Origin of the sequence: Lactococcus hircilactis (genome assembly GCF_009601015.1) — a bacterium.
In the GTDB taxonomy this organism is placed as follows: Bacteria; Bacillota; Bacilli; order Lactobacillales; family Streptococcaceae; genus Lactococcus; species Lactococcus hircilactis.
On the sequence record NZ_WITJ01000001.1, the window covers coordinates 107,287 to 120,911 of the forward strand.

The following is a 13,625-nucleotide window of genomic DNA, read 5'->3' on the forward strand; positions in this document are numbered from 1 at the left end:
TGAATAAAACTGCGCTTTAACGCAGCTTTTTGAGTTCATAATATTGGATTTGATAATGATTGTGATGGATCACAATGTCAAAATCAGATGCTTCAAAAAGCTTTATGAGTTCGTGCTGACCATAAACCTTCACATCTCCTTCTTTTGATTTCGCTGTGATATAGCGATTATAAATGGTTCTTACATCATATAAGGGAATTCGAATCTCGGCAATCACAAGTCTGCCATTGTCTTTTAATACACGTTTTGCTTCCTCTAAAAAAGTGAGTGGATTTGGAAAATGATGAAAACTGGCCGAACAAATCACAAGATCAAATTGCTGATTCTCATAAGGTAGCGCTTGAGCCGATCCAACCTGAAAGTTAAAATCAGGGTGATTTTGCTGTGCGATCTTAATCATTTCAGGAGAAATATCAAGTCCAAAGCCATTGAAATCCCGTGTTTCATGCAGCATAGAAAGCAATGTTCCATTGGCACAGCCGACATCTAAAATGGAATCCGTTTTTTTCCATTGAAGCTTTTTTACAATTTCTTTCTTGAAAAATTGCGAAAGAAAACCGTCCCAGCTATGATTAAATCGCTGTGCGATGTGATCATAGTACACTTTTGATTCAAGTTCATGATTATGATGATGATGTCCCATCATTTGCCTCTTTTCCTATTCTAATTAATGTTTGATGAATTGACCAACAACTTCAATATGATGTGTTTGAGGAAATAAATCCACTGGTTGCGTGAGTTTTAGTTCATAACCTTTTGTTTTGAGGCGTACGACATCTCTTGCAAAAGTTGCTGGATTACATGAAATATAGATCAATGTTCGTGCATTCATTTGCGTTGCAGCCTCAATAAATTGCTCGTCTAATCCTTTTCTTGGAGGATCAACAAAAATGACATCCGGAGAGATTCCATCAGCCAACCAGGCTGCCATCACGTGCTCTGCAGTACCAGTTACATAATTTATATTATGCAAATTATTTAAATTTGCGTTTATTTTTGCATTTTCTACTGCTTCTGATATTACTTCCATCCCATAAACTTGGGACACTTGATCTGCAACACATAAGCCAATTGTTCCTATCCCAGAATAAGCGTCCACAATGTGATCTGTCTTTTTTAATTCAGCAAAATCATAAGCGGTTTGATATAACTTTTCTGCTTGAGCTGTGTTGACTTGATAAAATGCTGGTGCTGAGATTTGGAATTTTTTTCCTAACATCGTATCTTCAATGGTAGCTTGTCCAAAAAGAATTTCCCACTTTTTACCAAAAATATAACTTCCATTTGAAGTATTGATATTCAATTGAATTGATTTTAGTGTGTCAAAATTTTCTGTCAGTACTGACAGAAATTCTGTTTTATCAAAGGGGAACTGTGGGCTTGTCACAACCAATACCAGCATCATTTCACCTGTATGGTGCGCACGTCTAATGACAATATTGCGTAGCCACCCTCTTCTTTTTTCCTCGTCATAGGCAATTTTATTGGCAGATCCTAATTTTCTAAGCTCATCACGGATGAATGCAATAAGTTGATCAATTTCTGGATTCTGAATATAAAAATCTGTAATCGGAATGAGTTGATGTGAATTTTTTCTAAAAAAACCTGTTTCAAGTTGTCCATTTATCGCACGAACAGGAACTTGTGCTTTGTTTCGATATTTTGTAGCTTCAGGTGCAGCGATAATCGGTAAAACGCTAAACTCTTCTTTTGGTGCAATCTTATGAAGCACCTCTACGACTTGTTTTTGCTTAAAACGAAGCTGTGCTTCATAAGTCATGTGTCCAAAATCTGCAATACCTGTTCTCAAATAATCTAGGTCAATATTGTTTTTTCTAAATTCTGAGGGGATAATAATTTTTTCCAACCGCCCATAACCATAGCTTTTTCCAATTTTAGTGACTCGGACCTCAATGGTTTCACCTGGCAAGGCATTTTCAACGAAAAGTGGAAAGCCACCAATTTTTACTACTCCGTATCCCTCGTGCGACAAATCAAGCACTTCTGTTTCAAAAACACGATTTTTTTTCAATTCATTCATAGATTTATTATATCATACCTCAATTAAAAACACCCGACACTGTAGCTGTTGAGTCGGATGTTTGATTTTAAAAACAATTTTTGAAAAGCTTACTTTTCATCTCTTTTGTGTGTCAGATTTTACGAATCACCCGACATGGATTCCCGTAGGCCAGTGTGTTTGATGGGATGTCATGGGTAACGAGACTTCCTGCACCAATTGTAACATTATCTCCAATCGTAACGCCTGGAAGAATAATACTATTGCCCCCAATCCAACAATGTGCACCAATCGTCACAGGAGCAGTTTTTGCTACAGCAAATGGGAAATCAGCATCGTTTTTTGTCACAAAGCGCTCTTGTGCTGAAACAGGGTGAAAAACAGTATAAATTTGAACATTAGGTGCAATCAATGTATAATCACCAATTGAGATTCGATTACAATCCAGAAAAACACAGTTCATATTAATTTCCACTGCTTCTCCGAGTGTGATAAAACGCCCATAATCAACATAAATTGGAGCAGTAATTTGTGTTGATGCACCACGAGCACCCAATAACTCATCCAAAATTTTCGCTTGTCCATCCCGATCATCATAAGGTGTTTGATTGTAGCGTTGCATGAGATTTTTTCCTTTGTACCAGAGTGCCATTAGTTCAGCATCACCACAATCATACAAATCTCCTGCAAGCATTTTTTCCAGCTCAGTCATTTTTTCTCCATTTTGTTATGTCTTTTTTAGATATAGAAGTATTATACCATAGTAATGTGTGAAAAAGCTTTGGTTCAAATAAAATCATTGACTTTATATTAAATTTTTAAAAATAGACTAATGTCGCTACTAAAGTTAACAAGAACAAGGTCATCTTATTTCTTATTTTTTAAAACTTTATGTTCTAGTTTTGTTGCCCAAAAACTAGATGTTTCAAAAAGATGAGATGGAATATATGCAGTTTCAGAAGAAAACTCAGCGCCAACTTGTTTGACACGAACTACAGTAATAACACGGATCACGCATAGTATAAGGAGTAAAGCAACGCAGGCAAGAAAAACAACCGATAAACTGCCTTGTATCAGAGAATTCCGTACTGTTGCTTCAGCATTTGTCAATGAAACACCGCTTAAAGTGCCACTATTGACTGCTTTTTGCGCTGTAGAATAAGCAGCAAAATAGCCGATATTAACATTGCCAGAAAAGATTTTTTCCCAAGAAGCTGTGAAAGTTACCAGCACATCCCAAACAAGTGGAATAGCAGGAATCCAGAGCCATTTGAGATATCCTTTTCTTACGACCATCACGCAGACGATTGCAAGAGCTGCAGCTGCTATAAGCTGGTTTGAAATGCCGAACAATGGATACATGATTCGAATACCGCCATTTGGATCGGACACTCCCATCAAAAGTAATGCTCCCCAAACACCAACAATGATGGCGGTAGTTACAATTTTCCCTGGTAACCAGTTTTCATCCCCAAAACGCTTGATTGCTTTGCGTTTGGAGTTTGATAAGGCATCCGTCAAGAGATAACGTGTGGACTTTGTCGCTGCAGAAACTGCTGAAAGAATAAAGAGTGCTTCAAACATGACGGCAAAATGATACCAAAATCCCATCATTCCTGTACCACCAATAATTGGCACACGTTTCAAGATATTTGACATCGAAACTGCCAGAGTTGGCGCACCACCTGTACGAGAAACGACAGAAATTTCACCGACGTCTTTTGCCACTTGACGTAACGCTGCTTGACCTGTTGTCCCTTCCCAATCAATCGTCATCGGTTTTCCGTTTGGATTCATTGCGATTTTTGGAATAGCAAGTGCTGCATTGCCTTCGGCTGCTATCGCTGCTGATTTGACATTTGTAGTATTTGTTGCATTTGTATTATAAGCTTTTCCAACGAGTTTTTGCATGGAAGCTTGGGGGGTATTCATAGAGTAATAGACACCTGGGTTGAGTGAAATGGCAGCTACCAATGCCATAATTGCCACAAAACTTTCAAACAACATACCACCATAGCCAATCATGCGTGTTTGTGATTCTTTTTTGATTAAATGTGGTGTTGTACCAGAACTCATCATAACGTGGAATCCCGATAAGGCACCACAAGCAATCGTAATAAATAAGAATGGGAAAAGCGAGCCTGCAAAGACTGGTCCGTTTGAATTTCCTGCAAAATTGGTTAAGGCAGGGATTGTTACATCAGGACGTACACCAATCACGGCAACTGCTAAAATCAAAATTGTCCCGATTTTCATGAACATTGACAAATAATCACGTGGTGTCAAGAGAATCCAAGCTGGAATAATCGCAGCCACAAAAGTATATCCCATCACCCACCAAACTAAAGTGCTCTGTGAAAGAGTAAAAATGTGAGCAACAGAAGGGGTTTCAGAGACCCATCTTCCAGCAAAAATAGCAACTAATAAAAGTGCAAAACCTATCAGAGAAACTTCATTGACTCGACCAGGACGTATAAATTTGAGGTAAACGCCCATTATCAAGGCAATCGGAATGGTCATTCCAATCGAAAAGACTGCCCAAGGTGAACCAGCCATTGCTGTGATACAGATGAGTGCTAAGACAGCAAGTACAATCATTGTCATGATAAAGACGATAAAACTCGTCAAACCACCTGCAAACTTACCGACCTCATCACGTGCCATCGCACCAATAGATCTGGCATCACGCCGGTGGGAATACCAAAGCACAAGCATATCTTGCACACCACCGGCAAAGATAACACCAAAAATAATCCAAACGGTGCCAGGTAAATAGCCCATTTGTGCAGCGAGGATTGGCCCCACCAAAGGACCAGCACCAGCGATCGACGCAAAATGGTGTCCAAAGAGCACGACACGATTGGTGGGGTCAAATTCTTGACCATCATTATGGACTTCAGATGGTGTGGCACGACTATCATCAGGTTGCATGATTTTGCGTTGAATGTAAAGGGCGTAAAAACGATAAGCAATGATATAAGAGCAGACCGCCGCAATCACAAACCAAATTGCATTGATTGTTTCCCCTCGTGAAACAGCAATGATGCTCCACGCGATCGCACCAAGCAGTGCAATGATAATCCAAATGATGATAGAGACTGGTTTCATTTTCGGCAAATGAGATTTCCAATCTTTCATCGTTGCCTGAAAATTCGCTTGTCTCAGGTCTTTGATTCCAACAACTTTTCCGTCTTTATTGCGTAGTAGAAAGAGTTCTTCCTCCGTAGTAAAGTCGGAATTTTCGTTATGATTTTTATCTGTCATAACTTCCTCCTTTATTTATAATCAGCAAGTCGCTTGTTTTTGTTAGCGCTTGCATTTTATACGAATAAAACGTAGTTCTAGCTCATGAAGATGGTTTTGACAGTTTTGTCAAAACCTGATATAAGTATTATATCAGGTTTTGACAGTTTTGTCAAAACCTGATATAAGTATTATATCAGCAATTTTTGCAACGTGTATTTTATTACGTTTATTTTTAAGTATGCCGTAATGGTCCGAACAATCAGGAATTTTATAAAAAGTCGCTCAAAAGGCGACTTAATACATTTTTTGATTCAACTATCCTTAACCTTTTTTCTTATAAGTCACATAAGTTAATGGTACAAATGTAAGTAAGAGCACTGCTGCTGCAATCAACGCTGCCCAGAAATTTCCATCAATTGTCCCTTTTTTGAGAATATGACGCACGGCTGATACAGCATAAGACACAGGATTAATGTGGTTTGCAAAGAATTTCAAAGCACTTGGTAAGGTATTTGTTGGGACAAAGGCGTTTGACAGAAAACTTAGTGGAAACATAATCAACATTGCTGTCGTAGAGGCAGCCGTTACTGACTTGACTGACATAGCAAGAAAGCTAAAGAGCCAAGAAAGACACCAAGCAATCATCATCATAAAGAGAATACTGATAATAACCGCTCCAAGTCCTGCTGCAGGACGAAAGCCCAAAATATAGCCCATACCAAAGACAATAATCCCAGCAATTGCATAACGCACGAGGTCAGCCGTCAGCGTCCCCACAAGTGGTGCCATGCGTGAAATCGGCATCGACTTAAAACGATTTGAAATGGATTTATCCGTGTCTTCACGCAGATTTGTCCCTGCTGTTCCTGTTGAAGTCACAAGCGTTTGAATCAGAATTCCAGGAATAATCGTCGGCAAATATGCCTTAATTGATCCCGCAATTGCCCCACCAAAGAGGTAGGTAAAGAGCAAAGTAAACATAATTGGCATGATGGTTATATCCATCCAAGTTTCAGGATTATGAATCGTTTTGAGTAAGGCCCGATAAGTGAAGGTCAGTGCATTTTTTACAGTTAAACTAAAACTGATATGATTTTTTAAATTCCGCTCTGTTGCTGGAATGATTTTTGCTGTTTTTTCCATTTTTTAATTTTCCTCCTTGTTATTGCCGGTTAAGGCAAAAAATACTTCATCAAGACTTGGCTGTTTGACAGAAGTTTCTGTCAATTCAATGGCTGCATCTTTCAGCGCAATCAAAACATCTGTCAATTTATCTGTGTTGTGCATTGGTGCACTCAATCGTGTATTATCTTGAATCTGCACTGTTGCCTGAAGTTCATTTTCAATAATTTTTGTCGCCTGCTCCACTTGGTCAGACTTTTTTAGCGTCAGTTGCAAGCTAGCACTTCCTACGGATTTTTTTAATCCTTCTGGCGTGTCATTAGCAACCACTTTTCCATTATCAATGACGACAATCTGGTCAGCAAGTTGATCAGCTTCGTCCAGATATTGTGTCGTAAGAAGTACTGTCGACCCATTTGCCACTAATCTTCTAATCGTATCCCACATTTGTGTACGTGTCCGAGGATCAAGCCCTGTCGTTGGCTCATCCAAAAAAATCAATGGTGGATTACTAATCAAACTCGCTGCCAAATCGAGACGACGTCGCATTCCACCTGAAAAATTTGCAAGTGATTTTTTCGCCGCATCTGTCAGCCCGAATTCTTCTAATAGATCGGCTGTTTTTTGCTTGGCTGCTGCGTGTGAAAGGCCATGAAGTCGGGCAAAAATTCGAAGGTTTTCTTGTGCTGAGAGACTTTCATCAATTGAAGCAAATTGCCCTGTCAGTCCAATCAACTGACGAACCTTTTGCGCTTCTTTTTGAATGTCATACCCAAAAATTTTAGCCGTCCCTCCGTTTGGCTTTGATAATGTCGCAAGCATATTTATTGTCGTCGTCTTGCCAGCTCCGTTTGGTCCAAGAACGCCACAAATTGTTCCTGTTTTAATCTTCAAATCCACACCATCTACTGCATGATGATTTCCAAAAATCTTTACCAATCCCTGTGCCTCAACAGCGAGAACTTCATTTTTTGTTGTCATATTTTATTCTCCTTAACATTGTTAAATTTATTTACAAAAATCAGTTTAACACTGTTAATTGAAATTGTCAAGTAAAAATTTAACGTTGTTAAATAAAAAAATAAATATTGATAAAAAGGCACTGTTCAATTCAATGAACAGTGTTAAATTTAAACAAAACCGTGTTATAATAGACTTATGGAAAAAATAGAATTTAGCAAACGTCAGCTAGAAATCATCCAGGCAGCCATCGAATTACTTGATGAAAAAGGATACAATGAGCTTTCTTTACGTGATATTGCAAAAAAATTGGACGTCAAAGCTCCAGCTATTTATTGGCATTTTAAAAGTAAAGCGCTTCTTGTTGATTACATTGCGGAGTATCTTTTACAACAGACACTGGGTAATTTAAAAATTCGTCAAAACGATGAAAAATGGCAAGACTGGCTCAAAGAAAATATATTAGAGCTGCGCAATGCGATGTTATCAGTTCGTGATGGAGGTCGGATTATCACTGGCGCACATTTTTATCCAGCGGTGACGCTTGCATATCTGATTGAATATTGTCTTGTCTCTCTTCGCTCGGCTGGAATCTCTAATAAAAGCTCTCGCACGATTGTGATGACTGCGATTCATTATACATTTGGACATGTCATTGAGGAGCAATCAGGTACTGACACACTTGACTCTGACATACCAACCGATTCATTTTTTATTTTTGGAAGTTTACCAAATCTTATCGAGATTTCAGACCCGACAATCACTGAAAATACACTCTCTAACGAAAATGAATTTCTTTGTGGCTTGCAATTAATTCTTGATGGTGCAAAATCAATAATATCCAATCAGAAAAATTAAAAATTATCATCCTTATCCCTGAATTAGAACAAACGACAACTTCGTATCTTCTGAAAAAAATATTTGAGAGAAAAAATTTGGACATGACGAGTGCAATCAACTCGTTTTTGGAAAAACGGTTGAGGAAAATTGCGTAAAAAAAGACCATAAAAAGGTCTTTTTTGTGTAAATCTGTTTCTTGCATTGTTTGTGGACAAGAGAGAGCAATGATGTCATTATTAAGGATAAAGGCAGTACAGGTTATGGCACAACCTACACAGATGGTAAGATTTAATCCTTGATTACGAAGAAATTTAAGTTCTTGAAAAAGTTAAAAAGCTAGAAAATGTTTAAAATTCACACATTAATAAGAACGTTTCGTTTGATAATCTTCTGATTTTACGACGCTGATGATAATTTTTTTATGATTTTTGGCGTGTTGTCCATAAGTAATCATTAGCCATGAAAGGACAAATAAGCTTAACGAAAATTTTGCAAGTCCATTAGAGAGAAGAAAGTCTTGACTTGTAAATAAATACATTGAACTGAAAGCTAATATAAAAGATACGATGAATAAAATAAGTCCCAAATTTTCAAATTTAAATCTTTTTTTGATTTTAACGTTTTTTAATTTCATAAGTCACTCCTTTTATTGATTTTTTCTATATTATATCGCTATTTTTTTTATTTGTCAAGAGAATTATCGTTTTATTCTATATTTTTTTAAAAATAAAAAGAATAGAAGTTTAACTCTGCTCTTTTTATTGTTGCACTTCATGATGAAAAAAATTTACTATTTAAGCTTAAATACCAGTGGCACTCCTGCAGTCAATTGTTCTTCTTTTCCGTAAACAAAAATGCGAAGTTTTTGATCTGAAGTGACTTGACCTTTATTATCGAAAAGATCGATATTCAAAACGGCACCGTGAAATTTTTGAGTAAATTTTAAAGCTGTCCAATTTTGGGGCATGGTCGGAGCGATTGAAAAATATCCATCTCGAAAATCAACGCCAGCAAATTCATTTTGAATGACTTCTAATGTTTCTCCCATTACTCCGATATGAACACCTTCAGCAGTGGTTCCTCCTTGAATATCATAGTAGTCTGATCCAATTGCTACGATCAAATCATCTAAAGCGGCTTGTGTTTCTCCGAGTTGTACGGCAATGCCTCCAAAAACAGGACGTGAAGTCGTAGAACCGTGAACTGTACAGGAGAGATAATAATCACGATTGATGGTTAACCAATTTTCTGGTAGTGTGTATCCAAGTTGTTCTACGAGTTCTTTTGTTTTATGTTTTCCTAAATTGTAGAGAATCATCAATAAATCTGCTTGTTTAACCACTTTAAAGCAATCAGGGGAATAGCCGTTTGCTTTGAGGATGCGATCAAGTCGATGGATATCTCCATATTTCTTTTTGTAAGCATCAAAATCGACATCGTCAAGTTTGAAAAATCCATCATATTGCTCAATTACACCATTTTCATCAATATTTAAATATAATTGATGTGCTACTTCTTGTGCTTTATCAAGCTGAGTTTTTCCAAGTGCTGAGAGATCAAATCCCTTTTCTCTTAGTTCAAAAAGCCAATTTAATTGCCAAACGACCATCAGATTAGTATAAGCATTATCCCTGATTCCACCAGCTTGTCCTGGATATGCTTCGTGGTATTCGTCTGGTCCCATCACACCTGTGATGTGAAATCTTCCATCTTTTCCAAGTTGCGCTTTATTTAGCCAAAATTTGGTCGTTTCGATAAGTAACTCTAGCCCCCCTTCCTTAAGAATCGTATTATCGTTTGTCAATTGAATATAAATCCAGAGATTATAAACAATGGCAAGAGACACATGACGCTGTCTGCGGGAATGATCTGGCTCCCACTCTTTATTCACTGGGTTGAGATGAACAAACTGAGATTGTTCATCCCCAATCATCGCTGATTGCCAAGGAAACATTGCTCCTGTTTCATCATCAATTTTGGCATTTGCTTTGGCAGCATCTATTCTTCTAATGCGATATAAAAGGAGGTCACGCGCAGTTTTCGGCTCATTTGCTGCAAAATAAGGTAAAACAAAAATTTCATCCCAAAAAATATGGCCGCGATAGCCTTCTCCAGTTAATGCACGAGAACCAATCGAAGCATCCAGATATTGGTTTGCTTCATGTTGTGCGGCTTGTCGGATGTGGAAAATATTCATTCGTGTCATGAGTTGAAGATCTTTGTGATCAGATTTTATTTTAATGTCTGCTTCTCTCCACACTTTTTCCCAATAATTTGAACGATGCGTTTGAATGGAAGATAAGTTTGCGTTTTTTATTTCATTTTTTACGAAAAGTAATGGATTTTTTGTTTCGTAACTTGTCGCAATCACAATTACTTTTTCAAAGGAGAGTGGTGTACTTTTTTCTAAGTGAAAAGTTCCAGATTCAATGATTGTTTCAGGATTTTCTGAGTCAATTTGTCTGAGTTCTTGTCCTGAGACCACTGTTTTTGCACTTAAGACCAGATCAATTTTTGTTGATCGTGTTTTTGCAATTAAGGTTTTATTTTCAGTTGATACTACTTCAAATTCTTTGCTATCAAAAGCGCGATAGCGCTCAACATTTTGATTGAGAACCGTGCCATCAATCCTACTTTCTATTCTTATCTTTGCAGGAAAATCAGATGTGATGGTTCCGCTAAATCCAATCTGGTGAAAGTTCACTGGATCTACTTCTTTTATTGTTGATAGAATTAACTGACCTTTTTCTAATTGTACCGTATAGCAGTCTTTTTGTTGTCCTTTTTTTAAATCTATTTCACTTTTTCTTTGCGTCGTTTGTGTTGAAAAATCAATGCATTGATCGTCAATAAAAATTTTTATTAATTGAGGGTTGGGAAGATTGACCATGTCTTCATTTTCAACATCGTGTGTTTCTACTGTGGTATGTGTGCGGTTAAAAATACCAGCCACATAAAGTCCTGGGTAGTGATCTGTTGAGCATGACGACCAAACTGGTGCACCACGCCACCCCAGATATCCATTTCCTAAAGTCATTAATGATTCTTGAGCATACGATCGTTTTGCTGTTTCAAGTTGATTAAATTTGATGGCCCAATCTGTATTTGACATTCGTCGTCCTTTCTTTGAGGTAGATTTTTTGTTGTTTCGCGCTACGATTTTAAAAAGAAACTAGAACGAGTTCGCTCTAGCTTCTTTAGTGATAAGAAGCTTATTGGACGGCATCTTTAAATGCATTTTTCTTTTCAACACCCGCACCCATGACATCTGAATCTTTATAGCCAAACATCCAAACAAGAACAAAGGCTACAATGATACAAATCACAGTTGCAATCCAGAAAATCGTCAAATTACTCATGCCTAAAAATTGATGGGGAACAACTTTTACACCATTAATGATTTTTCCATCCATTGGATTTGAAATGAAACTAGGAAAACCAATCAACGAACCTGAGAACCCGTACATTTGAAGTCCCATAAATCCACCAACAGCAGCTCCGACAGCGGCGCCAATTGAACTCATGATAAAAACTTTGATGTATTTCAAGTTGATTCCATAAATTGCAGGTTCAGTGACTCCCATCAGTGCTGACAAGGAAGCTGGAAGTGCTAATCCTTTCATATCTGCCTTTTTCGTTTTGAAGAATACTGCAAGCGCTCCTGCACCTTGAGCAAGCATGGTAAAGCTAACAATCATGTTAATGTTAGATTGACCTGTTGAGGCAAGTTGGAGGGTTAAAATTGGGATGATCAACCAATGCAAACCAAAAATAACAAGACATTGATAAAGTCCACCAATGATAAGTGCTGCGATACCAAGTTGAATGAGATTATCTCCATTTCCAATCAACGTTGTGACAATATTTCCTAAAACTCCACCAATCAAATTCATGATTGGACCTACGGCTACCATGACGGCAATTAAAGTCACAAAGAAAGTGATCATAGGTTCAAAAATTGGACGAAGGGCAACGTGGAGATGTTTGTGAAGCCATTTTCCAAGGGGCGCTGCGATTGCTGTGGCACAGATCGCTGGAAAAATTGTGTAAGCATAGGAAGGGTATCCTGTTGGATCAGGAAATGCGATCGGAATTCCAAATATGGTTGAAGTAAAATGGACACCCAAAACATTATGAAGTGTGGGCTGAGTGAAATTTGTATAGGTAACGCCTTTATGAACCACTGTTGTCACGGTATTAATTGCTCCGCGAAGGTTGGGATCAAGAAATACAGCCATGACTGCAGCGACAACATATTCGTTTGCTTTGAGTTGTTTTGCAGCTGAAAATCCGACAAGGACAGGTAAGAAATAAAATGGAGCCATTGCTGCTGTGGTAATGATAATAAAGGTTGATCCATTCGGATTCAGTAAGTGTGCATTCATCGCAGCAGGGAAAATCATACTTCCAACAGGCTGTTGTTTGAATAAATTGGCGAGTCCGTTAATCATTCCGCCAGAAGCTAAAAGTCCGATAATTGGAATCATAGATCCTGTAATTGTTCCAATAATTACTTGAAAGGCGTGAACGAATGGATTTTTACTTTGGTTACCTTGTGTTTCTCCAATCGCTTCTTGGGTTGCGGCGTCGTCAACAACGCGATTTCCGAGTTGCAAAACGACTTCGTCATAGATGTCTTCGACCGTTTGACCGATAACGACTTGATATTGATTCAGTCCTTGGTTGTAAACGGCACCTGCAACGCCTTTGATGGCTTCCACTTTTTCGTTGTCCGCTTTATCTTTATCTTTCAATGTAAAACGAAGTCGCGTGATGCAGTGGATGACTTTTATGATGTTCTCATCTCCGCCAACTGCAGCGATGATGTCTGATGCCATTTGGGAATAATTGGCCATGTGTTTCCTCCTTACTCAACGGGTGAGTTTTGTTAATAATAATAATGGTGGTGAGAATTTCCTATTTTCTCATTTGACTTGTGCGCTTCCAATATCAGCACCAGCGGTTGTCGTGCCTTTTTTCACTTCAAAATTTCCAAGTTTGTCTTGAGTGTTTGTGAAGACGATCATTGTCGTTTGAGATAATCCTGCCTTCTTTACTTGATCCCAATCGACGTGTCCAATTTCTTGACCGCCGTCAACAATGTCGCCCTCTTTCACTTTGAACGTAAATGGTGCACCGTTTAGAGAGACGGTGTCAATCCCAACGTGAAGGAGCACCTCAAGTCCGTCAGCTCTGACAAAACCAAGCGCGTGTCCTTGGACAAGTGATACTTTTGCTGAAACGGGTGCGAATAATTGATTTCCAGTAGGTTCAACAGCATAGCCATCACCCATCATTTTTTTTGAGAAAACAGGATCTGCAACCTCTGAAATGGAGATGATTTCGCCACTGAGTGGAGCATACAAGTGGGAATCTTCTTTTAAATTTTTCTTTTTACTAAAACCAAACATGTGATAAATCCTTTCTTTTTTTGATG

General features: G+C 38.1%; 11 protein-coding genes. 1 reads left to right on the forward strand and 10 read right to left on the reverse strand.

Going from position 1 to position 13,625, the window contains the following annotated elements:
- Positions 1–16 precede the first annotated feature (16 nt).
- The 6 genes from GHI93_RS00505 to GHI93_RS00530 form a co-directional block, all read right to left on the reverse strand.
- Positions 17–643, reverse strand: a complete 627-nt coding sequence (locus GHI93_RS00505; protein ID WP_153494783.1) for a class I SAM-dependent methyltransferase — start codon at positions 641–643, stop codon at positions 17–19.
- Between the two features lie 24 nt (positions 644–667).
- Positions 668–2,041: a 23S rRNA (uracil(1939)-C(5))-methyltransferase RlmD gene (gene rlmD, locus GHI93_RS00510; RefSeq protein ID WP_153494608.1), complete on the reverse strand. Its 1,374-nt coding sequence runs from the start codon at positions 2,039–2,041 to the stop codon at positions 668–670.
- Positions 2,042–2,153: 112 nt separating this feature from the next.
- Complete coding sequence (locus GHI93_RS00515) at positions 2,154–2,732, reverse strand: sugar O-acetyltransferase (RefSeq protein WP_153494610.1); 579 nt, start codon at positions 2,730–2,732, stop codon at positions 2,154–2,156.
- Positions 2,733–2,887: 155 nt separating this feature from the next.
- A complete protein-coding gene (locus GHI93_RS00520; protein ID WP_153494612.1) occupies positions 2,888–5,284 on the reverse strand; it encodes a carbon starvation CstA family protein in 2,397 nt (798 codons plus the stop codon).
- A gap of 303 nt (positions 5,285–5,587) precedes the next feature.
- Positions 5,588–6,409 (reverse strand): ABC transporter permease, encoded by an 822-nt coding sequence (locus GHI93_RS00525; RefSeq protein ID WP_153494614.1) that lies wholly within the window; start codon positions 6,407–6,409, stop codon positions 5,588–5,590.
- 3 nt (positions 6,410–6,412) lie between these two features.
- On the reverse strand, positions 6,413–7,369 hold the full coding sequence (locus GHI93_RS00530) for an ATP-binding cassette domain-containing protein (RefSeq protein ID WP_153494616.1): 957 nt from the start codon (positions 7,367–7,369) through the stop codon (positions 6,413–6,415).
- 177 nt (positions 7,370–7,546) lie between these two features.
- On the opposite strand from GHI93_RS00530, the gene GHI93_RS00535 reads away from it, so the two are divergent.
- Positions 7,547–8,206 carry a TetR family transcriptional regulator gene (locus tag GHI93_RS00535; protein ID WP_153494618.1) on the forward strand — a complete coding sequence of 220 codons (660 nt, stop codon included), beginning with the start codon at positions 7,547–7,549 and terminating at the stop codon, positions 8,204–8,206.
- A gap of 343 nt (positions 8,207–8,549) precedes the next feature.
- Here the strand turns inward: GHI93_RS00535 and GHI93_RS00540 are convergent, their stop codons facing one another.
- From GHI93_RS00540 to GHI93_RS00555, 4 genes are all read right to left on the reverse strand, one after another.
- Entirely contained in the window at positions 8,550–8,822 is a 273-nt protein-coding gene (locus GHI93_RS00540; RefSeq protein WP_153494620.1) for a hypothetical protein, read from the reverse strand.
- A 156-nt stretch (positions 8,823–8,978) separates the two neighbouring features.
- The gene (locus GHI93_RS00545; RefSeq protein ID WP_153494622.1) at positions 8,979–11,300 is read right to left on the reverse strand and encodes a glycoside hydrolase family 65 protein; all 2,322 of its coding nucleotides are present in this window, start codon (positions 11,298–11,300) and stop codon (positions 8,979–8,981) included.
- A gap of 100 nt (positions 11,301–11,400) precedes the next feature.
- Positions 11,401–13,044: a PTS transporter subunit EIIC gene (locus GHI93_RS00550; RefSeq protein WP_153494623.1), complete on the reverse strand. Its 1,644-nt coding sequence runs from the start codon at positions 13,042–13,044 to the stop codon at positions 11,401–11,403.
- A gap of 69 nt (positions 13,045–13,113) precedes the next feature.
- Positions 13,114–13,599: a PTS sugar transporter subunit IIA gene (locus GHI93_RS00555; protein ID WP_153494625.1), complete on the reverse strand. Its 486-nt coding sequence runs from the start codon at positions 13,597–13,599 to the stop codon at positions 13,114–13,116.
- Positions 13,600–13,625: the final 26 nt, after the last annotated feature.

Bases quoted from the DNA above. Each gene is read 5' to 3' on its own strand.
- GHI93_RS00505 (WP_153494783.1), bottom strand. From the start codon at position 643: ATGGGACATCATCATCATAATCATGAACTTGAATCAAAAGTGTACTAT.
- GHI93_RS00530 (WP_153494616.1), bottom strand. From the start codon at position 7,369: ATGACAACAAAAAATGAAGTTCTCGCTGTTGAGGCACAGGGATTGGTA.
- GHI93_RS00550 (WP_153494623.1), bottom strand. From the start codon at position 13,044: ATGGCCAATTATTCCCAAATGGCATCAGACATCATCGCTGCAGTTGGC.
- GHI93_RS00520 (WP_153494612.1), bottom strand. From the start codon at position 5,284: ATGACAGATAAAAATCATAACGAAAATTCCGACTTTACTACGGAGGAA.
- GHI93_RS00555 (WP_153494625.1), bottom strand. From the start codon at position 13,599: ATGTTTGGTTTTAGTAAAAAGAAAAATTTAAAAGAAGATTCCCACTTG.
- GHI93_RS00525 (WP_153494614.1), bottom strand. From the start codon at position 6,409: ATGGAAAAAACAGCAAAAATCATTCCAGCAACAGAGCGGAATTTAAAA.
- GHI93_RS00535 (WP_153494618.1), top strand. From the start codon at position 7,547: ATGGAAAAAATAGAATTTAGCAAACGTCAGCTAGAAATCATCCAGGCA.
- GHI93_RS00540 (WP_153494620.1), bottom strand. From the start codon at position 8,822: ATGAAATTAAAAAACGTTAAAATCAAAAAAAGATTTAAATTTGAAAAT.
- GHI93_RS00545 (WP_153494622.1), bottom strand. From the start codon at position 11,300: ATGTCAAATACAGATTGGGCCATCAAATTTAATCAACTTGAAACAGCA.
- rlmD (WP_153494608.1), bottom strand. From the start codon at position 2,041: ATGAATGAATTGAAAAAAAATCGTGTTTTTGAAACAGAAGTGCTTGAT.
- GHI93_RS00515 (WP_153494610.1), bottom strand. From the start codon at position 2,732: ATGACTGAGCTGGAAAAAATGCTTGCAGGAGATTTGTATGATTGTGGT.